This is a genomic window from Chryseobacterium shigense (genome assembly GCF_900156575.1).
Taxonomy (GTDB): Bacteria; Bacteroidota; Bacteroidia; order Flavobacteriales; family Weeksellaceae; genus Chryseobacterium; species Chryseobacterium shigense.
Genome location: NZ_FTNY01000004.1, coordinates 92,523 through 109,382 on the forward strand (window position 1 = coordinate 92,523; position 16,860 = coordinate 109,382).

Annotated in this window: 16 protein-coding genes and 1 pseudogene; 7 read left to right on the forward strand and 10 right to left on the reverse strand. The window is 38.1% G+C overall.

Translation table 11 applies throughout. The features are described 5' to 3' along the window. Positions 1-57: 57 nt before the first annotated feature. Positions 58-783: pseudogene (gene lptB, locus BW964_RS13865) on the reverse strand (LPS export ABC transporter ATP-binding protein); the annotation flags it as partial. A gap of 235 nt (positions 784-1,018) precedes the next feature. On the opposite strand from lptB, the gene BW964_RS13870 reads away from it, so the two are divergent. Further along, positions 1,019-1,312: a TM2 domain-containing protein gene (locus BW964_RS13870; protein ID WP_076508073.1), complete on the forward strand. Its 294-nt coding sequence runs from the start codon at positions 1,019-1,021 to the stop codon at positions 1,310-1,312. A gap of 56 nt (positions 1,313-1,368) precedes the next feature. After that, complete coding sequence (locus BW964_RS13875; RefSeq protein ID WP_076508074.1) at positions 1,369-2,097, forward strand: hypothetical protein; 729 nt, start codon at positions 1,369-1,371, stop codon at positions 2,095-2,097. A 107-nt stretch (positions 2,098-2,204) separates the two neighbouring features. Here the strand turns inward: BW964_RS13875 and hemB are convergent, their stop codons facing one another. After that, on the reverse strand, positions 2,205-3,194 hold the full coding sequence (hemB, locus tag BW964_RS13880) for a porphobilinogen synthase (protein ID WP_076508076.1): 990 nt from the start codon (positions 3,192-3,194) through the stop codon (positions 2,205-2,207). Between the two features lie 118 nt (positions 3,195-3,312). On the opposite strand from hemB, the gene BW964_RS13885 reads away from it, so the two are divergent. From BW964_RS13885 to BW964_RS13895, 3 genes are all read left to right on the forward strand, one after another. Then, a complete protein-coding gene (locus BW964_RS13885; protein WP_076508077.1) occupies positions 3,313-3,663 on the forward strand; it encodes a T9SS type A sorting domain-containing protein in 351 nt (116 codons plus the stop codon). Positions 3,664-3,768: 105 nt separating this feature from the next. After that, positions 3,769-4,680, forward strand: a complete 912-nt coding sequence (locus BW964_RS13890) for an ABC transporter ATP-binding protein (protein WP_076508079.1) — start codon at positions 3,769-3,771, stop codon at positions 4,678-4,680. Positions 4,681-4,684: 4 nt separating this feature from the next. Then, complete coding sequence (locus BW964_RS13895; RefSeq protein WP_076508081.1) at positions 4,685-5,995, forward strand: ABC transporter permease; 1,311 nt, start codon at positions 4,685-4,687, stop codon at positions 5,993-5,995. Between the two features lie 305 nt (positions 5,996-6,300). Here the strand turns inward: BW964_RS13895 and BW964_RS13900 are convergent, their stop codons facing one another. The 8 genes from BW964_RS13900 to BW964_RS13935 all read right to left on the reverse strand — a co-directional run bounded on the left by BW964_RS13900 (position 6,301) and on the right by BW964_RS13935 (position 14,074). After that, on the reverse strand, positions 6,301-6,969 hold the full coding sequence (locus tag BW964_RS13900; RefSeq protein WP_076508082.1) for a porin family protein: 669 nt from the start codon (positions 6,967-6,969) through the stop codon (positions 6,301-6,303). A gap of 22 nt (positions 6,970-6,991) precedes the next feature. Beyond that, positions 6,992-7,864, reverse strand: a complete 873-nt coding sequence (gene sucD / locus BW964_RS13905; RefSeq protein WP_073336560.1) for a succinate--CoA ligase subunit alpha — start codon at positions 7,862-7,864, stop codon at positions 6,992-6,994. A gap of 91 nt (positions 7,865-7,955) precedes the next feature. Further along, on the reverse strand, positions 7,956-8,858 hold the full coding sequence (locus BW964_RS13910; RefSeq protein ID WP_076508084.1) for an LpxD N-terminal domain-containing protein: 903 nt from the start codon (positions 8,856-8,858) through the stop codon (positions 7,956-7,958). Between the two features lie 72 nt (positions 8,859-8,930). Continuing rightward, positions 8,931-9,494 (reverse strand): elongation factor P, encoded by a 564-nt coding sequence (gene efp / locus BW964_RS13915; RefSeq protein ID WP_034748009.1) that lies wholly within the window; start codon positions 9,492-9,494, stop codon positions 8,931-8,933. A 64-nt stretch (positions 9,495-9,558) separates the two neighbouring features. Beyond that, a complete protein-coding gene (gene lpxA, locus BW964_RS13920) occupies positions 9,559-10,353 on the reverse strand; it encodes an acyl-ACP--UDP-N-acetylglucosamine O-acyltransferase (RefSeq protein ID WP_076508085.1) in 795 nt (264 codons plus the stop codon). Continuing rightward, positions 10,354-11,751 carry a bifunctional UDP-3-O-[3-hydroxymyristoyl] N-acetylglucosamine deacetylase/3-hydroxyacyl-ACP dehydratase gene (locus tag BW964_RS13925; protein WP_076508087.1) on the reverse strand — a complete coding sequence of 466 codons (1,398 nt, stop codon included), beginning with the start codon at positions 11,749-11,751 and terminating at the stop codon, positions 10,354-10,356. Beyond that, positions 11,744-12,775, reverse strand: a complete 1,032-nt coding sequence (lpxD, locus tag BW964_RS13930) for a UDP-3-O-(3-hydroxymyristoyl)glucosamine N-acyltransferase (protein WP_076508088.1) — start codon at positions 12,773-12,775, stop codon at positions 11,744-11,746. The genes BW964_RS13925 and lpxD overlap by 8 nt, the downstream gene beginning before the upstream one ends. A 72-nt stretch (positions 12,776-12,847) precedes the next feature. Then, positions 12,848-14,074, reverse strand: coding sequence for an HD domain-containing protein (locus BW964_RS13935; RefSeq protein ID WP_076508090.1), 1,227 nt, complete (start codon positions 14,072-14,074; stop codon positions 12,848-12,850). Between the two features lie 213 nt (positions 14,075-14,287). Here BW964_RS13935 and BW964_RS13940 point away from each other — a divergent pair, with 213 nt between their 5' ends. Then, positions 14,288-15,061 (forward strand): NYN domain-containing protein, encoded by a 774-nt coding sequence (locus tag BW964_RS13940; RefSeq protein ID WP_076508092.1) that lies wholly within the window; start codon positions 14,288-14,290, stop codon positions 15,059-15,061. Between the two features lie 144 nt (positions 15,062-15,205). Then, the gene (locus BW964_RS13945) at positions 15,206-16,849 is read left to right on the forward strand and encodes a S41 family peptidase (RefSeq protein ID WP_076508093.1); all 1,644 of its coding nucleotides are present in this window, start codon (positions 15,206-15,208) and stop codon (positions 16,847-16,849) included. Positions 16,850-16,860: the final 11 nt, after the last annotated feature.

Sequence of the window (16,860 nt, forward strand, 5' to 3'; positions counted from 1 at the left end):
GTCAAAATTACCAGCCCAGATGTTATAAATATATTTTTTCTTTTTCGGTTTGTCCAAAATACTCTGATAGACAAAGTTTTCTCCAAGATACGCCTCTCTTACCTGCGGATCATTGGCAAGATCTTCCGGAAGTCCTTCTTTCAGGATGTTTCCTTCAAACATGATGTAGGTTTTATTGGTAATGGCTAAGGTCTGCTGTACGTTGTGATCAGTGATCAGAATCCCGATATTTTTGTCTACCAGACTTCTTACAATCTTCTGAATATCTTCTACCGCGATCGGGTCTACTCCAGCGAAAGGTTCATCGAGAAGGATAAAGTTCGGACTGGTAGCCAGACAGCGGGCAATTTCTGTTCTACGTCTTTCCCCACCGGAAAGAAGGTCACCACGGTTTTTACGCACGTGCTGCAATGAAAATTCTTCGATCAGCTCATCACATTTGATCTGCTGCTCACGTCTTGAAAGTTTGGTAAGCTGTAAAACACCCATGATATTTTCTTCTACCGACAGCTTTCTGAAAATGGAAGCTTCCTGCGCCAGATAACCGATTCCTTTTTGGGCACGACGGTACATCGCATCGGTGGTGATTTCCTGTTTATCGAGAAAGATTTTTCCTGAAGTAGGCTTAACCAATCCCACAATCATATAAAACGAAGTGGTCTTTCCTGCTCCGTTAGGACCAAGCAAACCAACAATTTCTCCCTGTTGAACCTGTACAGAAACTCCTTTTACTACTTTTTTAGGACCGTATTCTTTGATTAAGTTTTCTCCTCGTAAAATCATAGGAGCAAAGATAAAGTTTTTTTGAATTCAAATTTTAGATTATGTATTCTATCCTCCGTTTTTTGAGTGAATGATTTTTATTTTCTGTGTTGATGAATAAAATAGGCTTCGCAATGTTCAAAACAAATCTACATGTGTTCATAGAAAAAATAAAAATTCAGGCCTCTAATTTTGTAACTCCAATTCATTTTTAACGACCTATCAATACAATTATTTTATTAAAAAGAAATTAGCAATGGAAAATTACGGGTACACCAAAACAGAGAATGACCAGAATCAGCAAAACAATGGTCCTTACCGTTCCGAAAAGAAAATTCCGGCCGCTTTATTAGGAATTCTTGTAGGTTGGCTGGCTTTAAATAAATTTTATCTCGGGTATAAAAAGGAAGCTCTTATTCAGCTGGGCCTGAATATTATTACCTGTGGTGCCGCTTCTATTATTCCTTTTATTGAGGGTATTTTATATCTTTTTATGAGTGACAAGCAGTTTGATGATACCTATGTGTACGGGAAAAAAGGATGGCTGTAAACCATTTAGCATTTTATTTCCTACTTTTATTCCATCAAATCAAGAATTAAGTTATTATGGAAAATAATCAAGACCTGACCGATCTTCTTGCGCTGGATCTGGGTGTCAATATTTTGAACAGAAGGCCTTATGCAAAGGAAGTTTTCAAATGGCAGGATATGGATCTTCTCCCGCACTCGTCCGCAGACACCTTGCTCTGTGAGATTTTTGAATGGAATGGAAGAAACTGGAGAACAACGGAAAACAACCTCATCGGATTTCTGTTTTCAGGGGACCTTCTCAATACCGTAAAGGAGCAACTGATCAATACCCCAAAACATCCTGCTCTCATCCCGGATTTTGAATTTACAAAAGACAGCATGGAGGAATACGGCCTGTCGCTTCCTTCTTTATTTAATATTGGAGTGAATGGGAATATCAAGAATGCCAAAAGCTTTTCAGTAAGGGTCAACGGTGTTACAAAATCACGGGTGACGAACATTGACTCTCCGGGAATCGAAATTCTGAGAAGCTACTCTCAGTTTACTCAGGACCAATCCAAAACGTACCGAAAGAATATCAAGTTCAATTATCTGAGTACTTCGCTGTTTTATGCAGAAAGTGTGGAAATCTTTCTTGAAAAGGAGTCAGGTGTAGGACTGGATGTCAGTTTCCAAACGACCAATGTGGAAGTGGATGCCAAAATAGATACGGATACGAAGAAACATTTTGTATTAAAATATTCTGGAAATCAGGCTCCTTTTGCTGCAAAATTCACGAAGGGAAAAGATTTCAACATTTCTTAAAATTATTGAGTGATAAATTATGAATTATGAGTTTCCTCTTGACAATATTGTATGCCAGTAAAGGAACTCATAATTCATAACTCAAAATTAATAACCTGATTATCAGTTTATCTGTTTAAAATCATCGCTGCTTCTTTGGCAAAATAGGTAAAGATCAGATCTGCTCCGGCTCTCTTGAAGCAGGTAAGACTTTCAATAATGGTTTTATCATTGTCCAGCCAACCGTTCTGTGCCGCTGCTTTTACCATTGCATATTCTCCGCTTACGTTGTAAACTGCTATCGGAAGATCGATCGCTTCACGTACCTTGGAAACGATATCCAGATAAGGAAGTCCCGGTTTGATCATAATAATATCAGCCCCTTCATCAATATCTTTATATACTTCGTTTAAAGCTTCACGGGAATTGTGGAAATCCATCTGATAAGTTTTTTTATCTTTTGGTATTTCCATGTCCTCTTTCGGTGCGCTGTCCAGAGCACTTCTGAACGGTCCATAGAAAGAACTTGCATATTTTGCGGAATAGCTCAAAATTCCTACATCTGAAAATCCGCTTTCTTCCAAAGCTTCACGGATGGCCAATACCCTTCCGTCCATCATATCACTGGGTGCCACAATGTCTGCTCCTGCTTCAGCATGGGATACCGACATTCTTGCTAAGGCATCATTGGTCGCATCGTTCAGGATTTTTCCGTTTTCGATGATTCCATCGTGACCGTAAATGGAATAAGGGTCTAACGCTACATCGGGCATTACAACCATTGCCGGAACCGCATCCTTGATAGCTTTGATGGTCTGCTGCATCAGTCCGTCTTTGTTCCATGCTTCTTTCCCGGTATTGTCTTTCAAATGTTCTGACACTTTCATGTACAGATTGACAGATTTTACTCCCAAAGAAAATAATTCTTTACATTCCTTCACCGTCAGATCTATACTCCTCCTGAAGATACCCGGCATAGACGGGATCGCTTCCTGCTGGTTTTCGCCCTCCATTACGAAGATCGGCATTACAAAATCATCAGTTGTAAGGATATTTTCTCTTACTAAACTTCTGATAGATTCATTAACTCTAAGCCTTCTATTTCTTGAATGTATCATTTTGGAATACTTTTTGAATAAGTTTCCACAAATTTACTACAACTTATATAAAAAACTATTGTATAGAATTGTAGAATTGTCTATTTTTGTTTTAATACATTCGAGAAATTATAATTTGATGAAAAAATTTTTACTTTTATTTCTATTTACGGGCGCTTTCGTTGGGTTTTCCAACAATATGCAAGCACAGCTGAGAGAGCCGGGTTCCATCACACAGAAGTCTGATGACGGTGTATTGGTAGCTTATCCAAATCCTGCAAAGGATTTCCTTCTGATCAAGGCTAAAGATGCTGCTTTAAAGATCAAAAGTGTGACCTTTTATTCTATTTTAGGAACACAGGTAGCCAATTATTCTGTCAACATGAATTCCGGAGAGATTAATATTGAAAAATTAAAACCCGGGAAATATCTGATTCGCTATATTTTAAGCGATAATACCCAAAAGGTGACTCAAATTGTAAAACAATAAAAATTTAATCCTGATAATCATCAGGATTTTTTCTTTTACATGGGTTCTACCCTATTATTTATGTAACTTTAAGGACTTTTTTATACTCATTGTAAAAACAATTTAATGCTTAAAGCTGAACATATCAGAAAGACCTATAGTGCCGGAAATAAAGTAGCATTGGATGATTTCAGCATCCATGTACCTCAAGGCAGTATTTATGGTCTTCTTGGCCCGAACGGAGCCGGAAAAACTTCTTTCATCCGTATCATCAACCAGATTACCCAAGCCGATTCCGGAGATGTATTCATCAATGGAGATAAGCTTAATCCCAGCCATATCAGAGATATTGGTTATATGCCCGAAGAAAGAGGGCTGTATAAAAATATGACTGTAGGCGATCAGATCCTTTATTTCGGGGAGCTGAAAGGGATGACCAAAAACGATGCTTTACAGGAAGCCAAAAAATGGTTTGAAAAGCTAAACATCGACCAATGGTGGAAAAAGAAACTTTCGGAGCTTTCAAAAGGGATGGCACAAAAGATCCAGTTTGTCGTTACTGTCCTTCACCGTCCGCATCTTCTGATTCTGGATGAGCCTTTTTCAGGTTTTGACCCTGTAAATGCCAATTTAATTAAAGACCAGATTATCGATCTTAAAAATAACGGAACCACCATCATCCTTTCTACGCACAGAATGGAAAGTGTAGAAGAAATGTGTGACTATGTGGCGCTGATTAACCATTCTAAAAAAATCATTGACGGAAGGGTTTTTGACGTAAGAGAGAAATTCAAGAAAAATATTTTCGGAGTGACTCTTTCTGAAGTGGATGAAGCTCAGTTTAACCGTTTCAAAAGCAGTTATGATATTTTTAATTTCTCTAATGAAAATAATCTGATTTCTTTTGACTTAAAAAATGAAAGCGGGCAAAACGAGATCCTTCTGGATCTTGTGAACATAGGAAAAGTGAGATCATTCGACGAGAGAATTCCAAGTATGAATGAAGTGTTTATTAATGCCGTAAGTAATCATTCTTAATTTTATGAACAATATTTTTTTAATTACAAAAAGGGAATTTCTTACGCAGGTGAAGAAAAAATCCTTCATTATATTAACGCTGCTTGCTCCTCTTTTACTGATTGGATTCGGAGCAGTGATCGGGCTGATGTTTAAAGCCAACGAATCACATAGCATCATTGAGGTTGTAGATAAGAGCGGGCTTTTTAAAGACCAGCTGAAATCTAATGACAAACTGAATTATGTATTTGTTTCTGCTGCGGATGAGAAAGCAAAGATCAATAATCTGAAAGACAACGAGTCACTGGATGGTATTCTGATCCTTCCGGAACTTAAGGATCATGATTATAACGAGCTGGAAAACAGCACCAGACTGATTGTTAATGCTAAGATGGGCTTTGATACGAAGCAGAAGATTGTTTCGGATATTACCGATGTCATCAAGAAAGAAAAAATTAAACAACTTGGAATCCAGGAAGCACAGCTGAACAGCCTTGATAAAAGCTTTACTTTAAAAACGATTAATGTTTCCAATAACAATAAGGAAGACTCAGATCTTGCGTTTGGAGTGAAAAGCGGCTTGAGTATTCTTTTAATGTATGTGACTTTTATGTTCATTATTATTTATGGAGTAAGGGTGATGAGAAGTGTTCTGGAAGAGAAAAATAACCGTGTGGTAGAAATCATTATTTCTTCCGTTAAACCTTTTGAACTGATGATGGGTAAAATATTAGGGGTAACTCTTGTCGCTTTGACTCAGTTTCTGATCTGGATCTCGATGTCAGTTGTCGGAGCATTGGTTTTAAATACAGGATTTATGTCTCTTCAGAAAAATATTCCCGGCGGTAATGAAGAGCTTGCCAGCAAGCTGGATGTAGCGCAGATCGCAACACAGATCTCACACAGCTTACTAGAGCTGAATTTTCCGCTGATTATCTTTGTATTCATCGTATTTTTCCTTTTGGGGTATATTTTCTATAGTTCAATATACGCAGCCATTGGTTCTGCCGTAGATAATGAGACAGAGACTCAGCAGTTCACTTTATTTGCTATTTTACCGCTTACTTTAGGAATGTATGGAAGCTTTTCATTAATGAACAATCCTGACGGCCCTTTGGGCTTTTGGTTGTCCATCATTCCATTTACCTCTCCGGTGGCGATGATTGCCAGGATACCTTTTGGGGTTCCTGCCTGGCAAATTGCTCTGTCTATTGTATTATTACTTGTGACGACCATTTTCATGATCTTCTTAGCCGGAAAGATCTACCGTGTAGGTATTTTAATGTATGGTAATAAAGCGACTTTAAAAGAGATCTGGAAGTGGATCAGAGGATAAGTCTAAAAGTTCTTTTGTCTTGAAACAAAATGAACCAAAAGTTCAAGGCAGGAATCTTCCGCTAAAAATTAAAACTTGCTCCTAAAATTCCCAAAACTCGTGCGGATTTACTGGTGCTTCTTCCACTCAATATTCTGTCCGCACTCAAACAGTGGTAATTTTTTAACGGATCAATATTTATTTTTTTTAATGCTACAGCTTCCTAGGCCACTATAGATAGATTTACTGACAAATTTTAGTCATATAAAACAAAAATCCCGGAAATTGAATTTCCGGGATTTTTTATTATTGAATAACTTGTTATTCTATTTGAAGATATAGCTTAAGCTTAGACTGATTACCTGCTCAGACTTGGCTTTCGTGGTACCTCCTTTTTCTTTGGAAAGATCAGGATAAGTATTGGAAAGACCTAAGTCATATTTAAGCGCTAATTCAAGCTGTCTCTTATAGCTATAACCTACTCCTAATCCCAGGGCGAAATTAAAGCTTGCTGCTTTTCCGCTTACTGAAGGATACAAAGGATCAGTAACATCCGGATCATAATAGGCTCTGTCTGCCGGTGCATTTTTAACATTCTGACTCATCAGAAAGTTAAATCTTGGACCTATCATTCCAAAGAATTCTGATTCAGCTTCAGAAAAATATCCTTTAAAATAGATCGGTACGCTCAGATAGTCGTTCCCATATACTGCATCATAACCGCTTTTTCCTTTAGAATCTTTATCTTTTCCGGTTTCTCCTGCACCGTAATACACGATTTCGGGTTGTATAAAGAACTGGTTTGCTTTTCCTACCGGGATAAGGGCTAAAGCTCCACCCTGAAAGGCATATCTTGGACCAGAAGGGTTATGGGCATTTCTTACTCTGGAATAGTTACCTCCTGCTGTGACACCAAATCTTGTGTTTTTAAAGTCGATCTGGGCGAAAGACAGGGTTGAAAGGGCCAATGCTGAGGTTAATAAAAATTTTTTCATATGTTTTGTTTTTGAATAACTATTATCCTAGAACTTTTGCAACAGTAACACCGATATCAGCTGGAGAATCTACCACGTTGATTCCGTTTTCTCTCATGATCTCCATTTTTGCCTGAGCTGTATCTTCATCACCACCTACAATAGCACCTGCGTGTCCCATTGTTCTACCTTTAGGAGCAGTTTGTCCGGCGATAAATCCTACTACTGGTTTAGTAGATCCACTAGCTTTGTACCATCTTGCCGCTTCAGCTTCCAGTCCACCACCGATTTCACCGATCATTACCACCGCTTCAGTTTCAGGGTCGTTGATGAACAATTCAAGAGCTTCTCTTGTTGTTGTTCCAATGATTGGGTCACCCCCGATACCGATTGCTGTAGAAACACCGTAACCGGCTTTTACCACCTGGTCAGCAGCTTCATAAGTAAGGGTACCTGATTTTGAAACGATACCTACTTTACCTTTTTTGAAAACGAATCCTGGCATAATACCAATTTTAGCTTCTTCAGAAGTAATGATTCCCGGACAGTTTGGACCGATCAGTCTGCAGTCTCTGTCAGCGATGTAAGATTTTACTTTCACCATATCCGCTACAGGAATACCTTCAGTAATACATACGATCACTTTGATTCCTGCTTCAGCAGCTTCCATGATCGCGTCAGCAGCAAATGCAGGTGGTACGAAAATGATACTTACGTTCGCTCCAGCTTTTTCAACAGCGTCAGCTACTGTATTAAATACAGGCTTTCCTAAGTGCTCAGTTCCTCCTTTTCCTGGAGTTACTCCTCCTACTACGTTGGTTCCGTATTCAATCATCTGGCCAGCGTGGAAAGTACCTTCGTTCCCTGTAAATCCTTGTACAATTACTTTAGAATCTTTGTTTACTAAAATTGACATTTTATTGATGTTTTAATTTATTTAACTATTTTATTAATGCTCACAAATTTACTTATTTTTCTTTGATTTTGGACAAAACCAAGAGAATAGTTTATTTGAGATTTCTCAGCTTTACTTCTTTTTTAAGATAGCCTTTAAAATCTTCTGCAAACATCCCGATATAGGTTCCTTTTTTAAGATCTCTGTTGACTCCTGTTTTCCCCAGAAGAACAGATCCGCCTTCAATTGTGTTCCCCGAAGCGATGCCCACCTGTCCCCAAAGAGTCACTTCGTCTCCGATGATGCAGCAACCTGCAATTCCCACCTGAGAGGCAATGAGGCATTTTTTTCCGATCACTGTATCATGTCCGATCTGAATCTGATTATCTAAAACCGAACCTTCCCCAATGACAGTAGAATCTGTAACTCCTCTGTCGATGGTACAGTTATTTCCAATTTCCACATTGTTTTGAACAACGACATTTCCCACAGAGATCAGACGGTCAAAATTTCCGTTCAGTTTCCTGTAATAGAAAGCATCACCTCCTAAAACAGTTCCTGACTGAATGATCACATTATCCCCTATTTCGGTTCTGTCACCGATCACAACATTAGGAAAGATGAGGCTGTTTTTTCCAATCTTTACATTGTTGCCAATGACTGCCGAAGAGTGAATCCTGGTCCCTTCTCCTATTTCAACATCATGGAGCTCTTCCGTGAAATTATATATTCTGGTAAAGTGAGTATTGATCTTATTAAAATCTCTGAAAGGATCATCAGAAACCAAAAGAGCTTTTCCTTCCGGACAATCTACCTTTTTGTCGATCAAAATGATGGTCGCGGCAGAATTCAATGCTTTATCGTAATATTTCGGATGGTTGACAAAAACGATATCGCCGGGTTTTACCCTATGAATCTCATTGGTTCCCAATACTACAAAGTCTTCAGGACCAACAAATTCTGAGCCTATTAAATCGGCAATCGATTTGAGCTTTTGTGGAGAATGGAATCTCATAACAATTGATTTTTCTTATAAAAACAAAATTCGGACTGCCAAGGCAAACCGAATTTATGTAAATTTTAATTATTATTTTACTCTTTCCAAATAGCTACCGTCTTCAGTATTTACTTTGATCTTGTCTCCCGGCTCGATAAACAAAGGAACATTTACTCTTGCTCCCGTTTCAACGATGGCGTTCTTAAGAGCATTCGTCGCTGTATTTCCTTTAATCCCCGGATCAGCTTCGATTACTTCCAGATACACAGACTGAGGAAGCTCAGCAGAAAGTGGAGTTTCGTCTACTTCTTTCAGAATGATCGTCACTTCTTCACCAGCTTTCATAAACTGAGAGTTTTCGATCATTTCTTTATCCAGGTATAACTGAGAGAAATCATCATTATTCATGAAGTGGAACCCATTCTCATCATCGTAAAGATACTGGAACTTTCTTGTGATCACTTTAACCTCATCAATTTTATGTCCTGCAGAGAAAGTATTATCAAGTACTTTTCCGTTGGTTACTGATTTTAGTTTTGTTCTTACGAAAGCAGGTCCTTTTCCTGGCTTTACGTGCATAAATTCAACTACTTTGAAAATATCATTGCTAAATTCGATGCAAAGTCCTTTTCTTATATCGTTACTTGTTGCCATTAATTTATGTTATCTTTTTATTTTTAGTTTTGATGGGCAATATTTAATTTGCCTTTTTTTACGTTTAGTTGCTTTCCTTGCTGGTTCCGTACCCTTTTACAATACCTCTCGGAGAGTTTTGGATAAACTGAAGGATTTCGTCTCTTTCAGCGGTTGGAAGCATTTCTTTTTCAATGAATGCCAGAGCCTGCGAAACGTTCATTTTCATTTGGAAAATAGCTCTGTATATCTTCTGAATTTCAAAGATTTTCTCGTTGGAATATCCTCTTCTTCTCAGTCCTACAGAATTAATCCCGGCATAAGAAATAGGATCTCTTGCTACTTTTACATACGGTGGAATATCTTTTCTGATCAAAGATCCTCCGGAGATCATGGTATGTTTTCCGATTTTGCCAAACTGCTGTACTGCAGATAATCCTCCCATAACGGTAAAATCACCTATTTCTACGTGTCCTGCAATACCACATCCATTAGCAATGATCACATTATCCCCAATGATACAGTCATGTGCAATGTGAGAAGTTGCCATAATAAGGCAATTGCTGCCGACTTTGGTAAATCCTAACGCTTTGGTTCCTCTGTTGACAGTGACACATTCTCTCAGAGTCGTATTATCTCCAATAATGGTCTGTGTATCTTCCCCGTCAAATTTTAGATCCTGAGGGATGGCAGAAATTACAGTTCCCGGAAAGATTTTACAATCTTTTCCTATTCTAGCTCCATCCATGATGGTAACATTTGGTCCGATCCAGGTTCCTTCTCCTATTTCCACGTCCCCTGCAATTGTAGTAAAAGGTTCTACAATAACATTCTTGCTGATTTTTGCGCGTTTATCTACGGCGGCTAATTGATGAATCATTTAATCAACTTTATTTTTTGCAACTTGAGCCATTAACTCTGCTTCTACAACCACAGTACCTCCTACATATCCATATCCCTGCATGTGTACAATGCCTCTTCTGATTGGTTCTATCAATTCAATTTTGAAAATAATAGTATCTCCTGGAACTACTTTTTTCTTGAATTTCACTTTATCAATTTTGATAAAATAAGTAGAATAGTTTTCCGGATCCGGAACACTTGCCAATACAAGAATACCTCCGGTCTGTGCCAAGGCTTCTACCTGAAGTACTCCAGGCATCACCGGCTCTTTGGGAAAATGTCCAACAAAGAAAGGCTCATTCATGGTCACATTTTTCAGGCCTACCACATGAGAATCTGAAAGTTCAAGAATTTTATCGATCAGTAGGAATGGTGGTCTATGAGGCATAAGACGCATAATCCCGTTGATATCAAAAACAGGTTCTTTGGTAAGGTCAAAATCTGGCACGTTTTTCTTTTTCTGAAGTTTCCACTGACGGTTCAGTTTTTTCGCAAACTGGGTATTCACATAATGCCCAGGCTTATTTGCAATGACTTTACCTTTTATTTTTACACCAGCTAAAGCCAGATCACCTATTACATCAAGTAATTTATGTCTTGCAGCTTCGTTTGGATAGTTTAATGTAAGATTGTCCAGAATACCGTTCGGTCTGATAGAAACATTATCTTTTCCGAAAGCTTTCTTTAATTTCTCTGTGGTCTCAGGGGTAAGATCTTTATCCACATATACAATGGCATTAGAGATGTCTCCTCCTCTGATTAATCCATGATCCAACAACATTTCAAGTTCATGTAGGAAACTGAATGTTCTTGCAGAAGAAATTTCGTCTTTAAATTCTGAAATATTTTTAAGAGTGGCATTTTGGGTTCCCAAAACTTTGGTTCCAAAATCTACCATCGTAGTCACTTCGTAAGTATCTGAAGGAATAATCGTAATTTCCGATCCTGACGCAGGATCAGAGTAGCTCAGAACTTCTTTGATAACCAGATACTCTCTGGCAATATTCTGCTCTACGATACCTACACTTTCAATAGCCTCAACAAAGAATTTTGATGATCCATCTAAAATTGGAGGTTCTGACGCATCCATTTCCAGAACAGCGTTATCTACATCACATCCCACTAATGCAGCCAAAAGGTGCTCACAGGTAGTAATTTTCACGCCCAGCTTTTCTAATGTTGTTCCTCTTTCTGTTGCTACTACATAATTAACATCAGCTTCTACCTGAGGACTTCCCTCTAGATCTGTTCTTACGAACACAAAACCTGTATTTTCTTTAGCAGGTTTGATGGTAAGTTTTACTTCTTTACCTGTATGAAGGCCAATTCCGGAAAGCGTTACTTCTTTCTGGAGTGTTTTTTGCATATCACTCATTAGTTTTATCTTTTGAGGTATCCTCAAGATTATTTATTCTTCGTACAATTTCAGTGAAATTTCTGAAATGTACATAGTTTCTAAGATAGTCATTATAACTTATTGCCGGAGATCCATACAGTGTCTCTCTATCGTTGACACTGGAATTCACACCGCTTTGAGCCTGAATTTTAACCTGGTTGCCAATTTTGATATGGCCAACCACTCCCACCTGACCCCCGATCTGGTTCCAATCTCCAATCGTTGTAGATCCTGCAATTCCGGCCTGAGCTGCAATTACGTTGTTCTGCCCGATTTTTACATTATGGGCAATCTGGATCAGATTATCGATTTTCGTTCCTTTTCCAATAATGGTGGAACCGATTGTTGCCCGGTCTATACTGCAATTTGAGCCGATTTCCACGTCGTCTTCGATAATCACATTTCCTAGCTGGGGAATCTTCTTGAATCCGTCCGCCGTTGGCTGAAAACCAAATCCGTCGCCACCCACCACCGTGTTGGAGTGGATCACACAGTTGTCACCGATAATACAATAGTCATAGATTCTGGCTCCACTGTCTATTTTACAGTTTTTACCAATTTTCACGCCTTTACCGATATACACGTGGGGATAAATCTGCGCACCTTCTCCAATCTTAGCCTTTTCTGAAACATAAGTAAATGCTCCTATATAGACTTTTTCTCCGATCACTGCGGTATCATGAATAGAAGAACCGGTTTCGATTCCCTCTTTTCTTCCCTGCATTTCCTGATACAGATTCATTAAGACCTGAAACGAAAGGTATGCATCCTTTACAACAATTAAGGTAGGATTGTATTTATCTTTATCAATAAGTTTTTCCGAAACAATAATAACGGAGCATTTAGAGGTATCTAAAAAGTGAGAAAATCGATCCTGTGCTATAAAAGAAAGATGCCCTGATTCACCATTCTCAATTGGTGAAACCCCTGTAATAACCGTACTTTCGTCGCCTATTATTTGTCCGTCAATAAAACTTGCAATTTGCGAAGCTGTAAATTCCATATTCTGCAAAGATAAGAAATTCTATAATTCGCAAACATTTTTTGGTTTTCGGAACGTGAATTTTAATAATATTTAAGAAATTGTCTGAGAAATATCTCTTGGAAAGGTAAGAATATACCGGGCTGTCTTATGCACCATAAGCCCGGACAACAGCTGGTCCTGCGACTCTTCCAGCCTGATCTTTTTACCGTCTTTCTGCAGCAGGTAAATAGGTTGCTTTTCGGTGTCATAGGGCAATAATTTTCTTTTAATCTCGTGTACAAGCTCCTTTCCATTATCAATTCCGAAAAATTCATTGGTTTTTTTTATCTTTTCTTCAACAAATTCGGGATCAAACGGACGGGTTGAAATGACGGTTTTTGGAAGATTTCTCTGAATCACACACTGGCACCAATAAGAAAGAATAAAGTCTTCTGAATTCTGCCAGGATTTCATGGCATGAATTATATCATTATCATCAAGCTGGTTAAATCGATAAATATCTTCATCGGTAGCTGAACTTTTGGCTCTGTGCAGAAAATACTTCAAATTTTCCCCTGCAGGCAGATCCATCCCCTGAGAAACCAAATATTTAGCTCTTTCCAAAATTTTAACCAAAAGAAATTCTGCCAGCGCCGAAGTCTTATGATAATACACCTGCCAGTACATAAACATTCTTGCAGTAAGAAAGTTTTCAATAGAATAAACTCCTTTCGCATCAATGACAAGTTCACCTTCACCGCAGACATTCATCATGGAAATAATTCTCTGGGTATTAATATTTCCTTCGGAAACTCCTGTAAAAAAACTGTCTCGGTTGAGATAATCAAGCCTGTCCACGTCTAGTTGGGACGAAATAAGCTGATTGAAAAATTTTCTGTGATATTTCCCCTGAAACATTTCGATGGCTAATGAAAGCTGTCCTGCAAATTCTTCATTTAATTTATGCATCAGCAGAAGCGAAAGCTTTTCGTGGTGCCAGTCATCCATCAGCATATTTTCCAGTGCATGAGAAAACGGGCCATGGCCGATGTCGTGCATCAGAATCGCAAGCATAGCTCCTTTTTCTTCTTCTTCGGTGATCTTAATTCCTTTCTGACGCAGGGTTTCCAATGCAGTAAACATCAGATGCATCGCTCCCAGTGCATGATGAAATCTCGTATGGGTGGCGCCCGGAAAGATCAGATTCAAAAGTCCAGTCTGACCGATTCTCCGAAGTCTCTGAAAATAGGGATGTTCAATAACATCAAATAAAATTTCGTGTGGAATTCTGATGAAACCATGAACAGGGTCGTTGATGATTTTTAGCTTGTTCTGCATTGAAAGGTAGATATTAGCAAACAAAGTTAGGGATTTTAAATTTTAGCATTCTTTAATTTTCATTCATCATCATCTTAAAATTAAATGAAAATTAAAAAATTCCGGAATAAGTCGGGTCATTTCACTAATTTTAGAGATATTAATTTTGACCGATTACCAGAGTCATTAATTGATCGATATAAATCTTATTATTTTTCATCCAATACGTCAATTATGAGTGACAAAAAATTTAATATCGCTATTCTTATTGATGGTGATAATGCGCAGGCTAAATTATTAAAGGAAACGATTGAAGAGGTTTCAAAATATGGAAAAGCTACGATCAGAAGGATCTACGGGGATTGGACCTCTCAGGGTATGAATTCATGGAAAGACCTTGTCAATCTGTATTCCATCAGTCCTATTCAAAAATTTTCTTATACAAGCGGAAAAAACTCAACGGATGGCGCTATGATTATTGATGCAATGGATATTTTACACGGCAAGAGTGTGGAAGGTTTCTGCATTGTGTCAAGTGACAGCGATTATACGGGTTTGGCCAAAAGAATTCGTGAAGAGGGGCTTTTTGTCATGGGTATAGGAGAGAAAAAAACGCCTGAAGCTTTTGTAAAATCCTGCGACATCTTTACTTATACTGAAAACATCACTCCTAAAGTTAAAAAAGAAGCAAAAGCTGAAAGCCATAAAGTAAAGGAAAATAAAGTTGAAGATACCGTGAAAAAAGAGCCTGCCACTCCTAAAGTTCATGAGTTTCAAAGCTTCTTATCCAGGAAAGATGAGGAAACGATTTCAAAAGCATTTGAAATTTCCGCCAACGAAAATGACATGGCTTTTATTTCAACACTTGGTACCAATATCCGAAAAATCGACCCCAGTTTTGATTCAAGAACCTATGGATACTCTACTTTATCCAAATTATTTGATGATCTGCCGTATTTTGAGGTGGTGAGAAATGAAACGAACCACCCTCTGTTAAAAAGAAAATAGATCGTACTACAATATGTGAGGACTTTTAACAAAGGTCTTTTATTGAGCATTTACGGGATGATTTATCAAGCCTAGCCTCTTTAAATTTTGTGTGCTATGGGTTTAACATTTATCTTTGATCACTTCAATCAACTGATATCTTCAATGAGAATCCTATTCATTTTCATCCTGTCATTTTTAAATATGCCCTTTTCTGCACAAGCTTTATCTGAAACCCAAAAGCTGGAATCACTTGGTAAGGTTTGGGGATTTTTAAAATATTACCATCCTCACGTGGCAAAAGGAGATTTCGATTGGGATGAGCAGCTTGTTCAGAAAATTGATGAACTTGACCGTATTCATGATAAAGCTCAGCTGAATGAATTGTATTTTAGATGGATCAGTAGTCTTGGAAAAGTTGAAGACTGCCCCACATGCCTCAAGCATGATAAAGAAAAGGTTTATTTTTTGAAAAACTTCGACTTAAGCTGGCTCAGCGACAATCATCTCTTCGATGAAAAAGTAAGCCGCCAGCTTCTTTTCATTCAGAACAACAGAAATCTTGGAGGGAATCATTATTTTGGAAGTGGTGGAAAAAAAGTGTATTTCCGGAATGAAAAATCTTATGGTTCTAAATTTACATCAAAACAGATTAGTCTTCTGGAGCTTTTCAGGTATTGGAATCTGGTAGAATATTTTTTCCCATACAAATATCAGACGGATGAGAACTGGAATGATGTTTTAAGAGAGATGATTCCGAAGTTCATCAGCATCAAAAGTGATGAAAGCTATCATCTTGCCCTTGCGGAATTGGTGACTAAAGTTGATGATTCCCATGCTTTTTTGTACTCTCCTATTATTAATGCCTATCAGTATGGAAGAAGAAAAGTTCCTGTAGAATATGCTTATGCAGAGGGAAAGCTGATCATCACTCAGGTTATTGGTAATCAGTTGGACGAAGAAAACGTCTTACAAGCGGGTGATATCATTTACGATGTCAATGGAAGAACGATTCCTCAGATCGTCAATAGCCTGGGGAAATATGTCCCGGCTTCGAATTCCTGGGGGAAGATCAACAAAGTGAAAAACCTTTTTCTTTTCAGCAATAACAATTCTGTTACTTTAAAAGTGGAGCGTAATGGGGAAAATCTCAGCCTGACAGTTAAAACTTATCTTCTTAAAGATATTATTGGACACAAGCCTGCTGTTCAGCAAAAGTGGAAGTTTCTGAATGCCGACAAAAAAACAGGTTATGTCAATATGGGGATTATTGAAAAAGGTGATCTTGATGATATGTACAGGGATTTTCAATATACCACCTCTATCATATTTGACCTTAGAAATTACCCTAAACTGACTATTTTTCCTTTAAGCAGAATGATTCTTCCGGAGAAATCAATTTATTATCAATTTAATTTCCCGGAGACGGATTATTTGAGTAAATTTTATACCGCTAAAAACAGTATCGGCAGAAAGAATCCTGGCTATTATAAAGGGAATGTAGTAGTTTTGGTAGATGAGAATACCCAAAGCCAGGCAGAAACCACAGCAATGATGTTTAAGCAACATCCTAAGGCAAAAGTCATCGGAAGCAATACTTCCGGAGCTAACGGTGATATCATCCGGTTTAAAATTGCAGACCTTGACACCTGCTTTACGGGTTTGGGAGCGTACTATCCGGACGGACGGGAAACCCAAAGGATAGGAATTGTACCTGATATTATTATAAAGCCCACATTAAAGGGGATCGGTGAAGGAAAAGATGAAGTTCTGGAAAGAGCTCTACTATATATAAAGACCGGTTTTTAAATGAATTGAAT

Excerpts from the sequence above, each read along its gene's own strand:
- lpxA (WP_076508085.1), bottom strand. The coding sequence starts at position 10,353 with ATGATTCATCAATTAGCCGCCGTAGATAAACGCGCAAAAATCAGCAAG.
- BW964_RS13885 (WP_076508077.1), top strand. The coding sequence starts at position 3,313 with ATGAAAAAATTTTTACTTTTATTTCTATTTACGGGCGCTTTCGTTGGG.
- BW964_RS13875 (WP_076508074.1), top strand. The coding sequence starts at position 1,369 with ATGGAAAATAATCAAGACCTGACCGATCTTCTTGCGCTGGATCTGGGT.
- BW964_RS13870 (WP_076508073.1), top strand. The coding sequence starts at position 1,019 with ATGGAAAATTACGGGTACACCAAAACAGAGAATGACCAGAATCAGCAA.
- BW964_RS13945 (WP_076508093.1), top strand. The coding sequence starts at position 15,206 with ATGAGAATCCTATTCATTTTCATCCTGTCATTTTTAAATATGCCCTTT.
- BW964_RS13935 (WP_076508090.1), bottom strand. The coding sequence starts at position 14,074 with ATGCAGAACAAGCTAAAAATCATCAACGACCCTGTTCATGGTTTCATC.
- hemB (WP_076508076.1), bottom strand. The coding sequence starts at position 3,194 with ATGATACATTCAAGAAATAGAAGGCTTAGAGTTAATGAATCTATCAGA.
- lpxD (WP_076508088.1), bottom strand. The coding sequence starts at position 12,775 with ATGGAATTTACAGCTTCGCAAATTGCAAGTTTTATTGACGGACAAATA.
- BW964_RS13895 (WP_076508081.1), top strand. The coding sequence starts at position 4,685 with ATGAACAATATTTTTTTAATTACAAAAAGGGAATTTCTTACGCAGGTG.
- BW964_RS13910 (WP_076508084.1), bottom strand. The coding sequence starts at position 8,858 with ATGAGATTCCATTCTCCACAAAAGCTCAAATCGATTGCCGATTTAATA.
- BW964_RS13925 (WP_076508087.1), bottom strand. The coding sequence starts at position 11,751 with ATGAGTGATATGCAAAAAACACTCCAGAAAGAAGTAACGCTTTCCGGA.
- BW964_RS13890 (WP_076508079.1), top strand. The coding sequence starts at position 3,769 with ATGCTTAAAGCTGAACATATCAGAAAGACCTATAGTGCCGGAAATAAA.
- BW964_RS13940 (WP_076508092.1), top strand. The coding sequence starts at position 14,288 with ATGAGTGACAAAAAATTTAATATCGCTATTCTTATTGATGGTGATAAT.
- efp (WP_034748009.1), bottom strand. The coding sequence starts at position 9,494 with ATGGCAACAAGTAACGATATAAGAAAAGGACTTTGCATCGAATTTAGC.
- BW964_RS13900 (WP_076508082.1), bottom strand. The coding sequence starts at position 6,969 with ATGAAAAAATTTTTATTAACCTCAGCATTGGCCCTTTCAACCCTGTCT.
- sucD (WP_073336560.1), bottom strand. The coding sequence starts at position 7,864 with ATGTCAATTTTAGTAAACAAAGATTCTAAAGTAATTGTACAAGGATTT.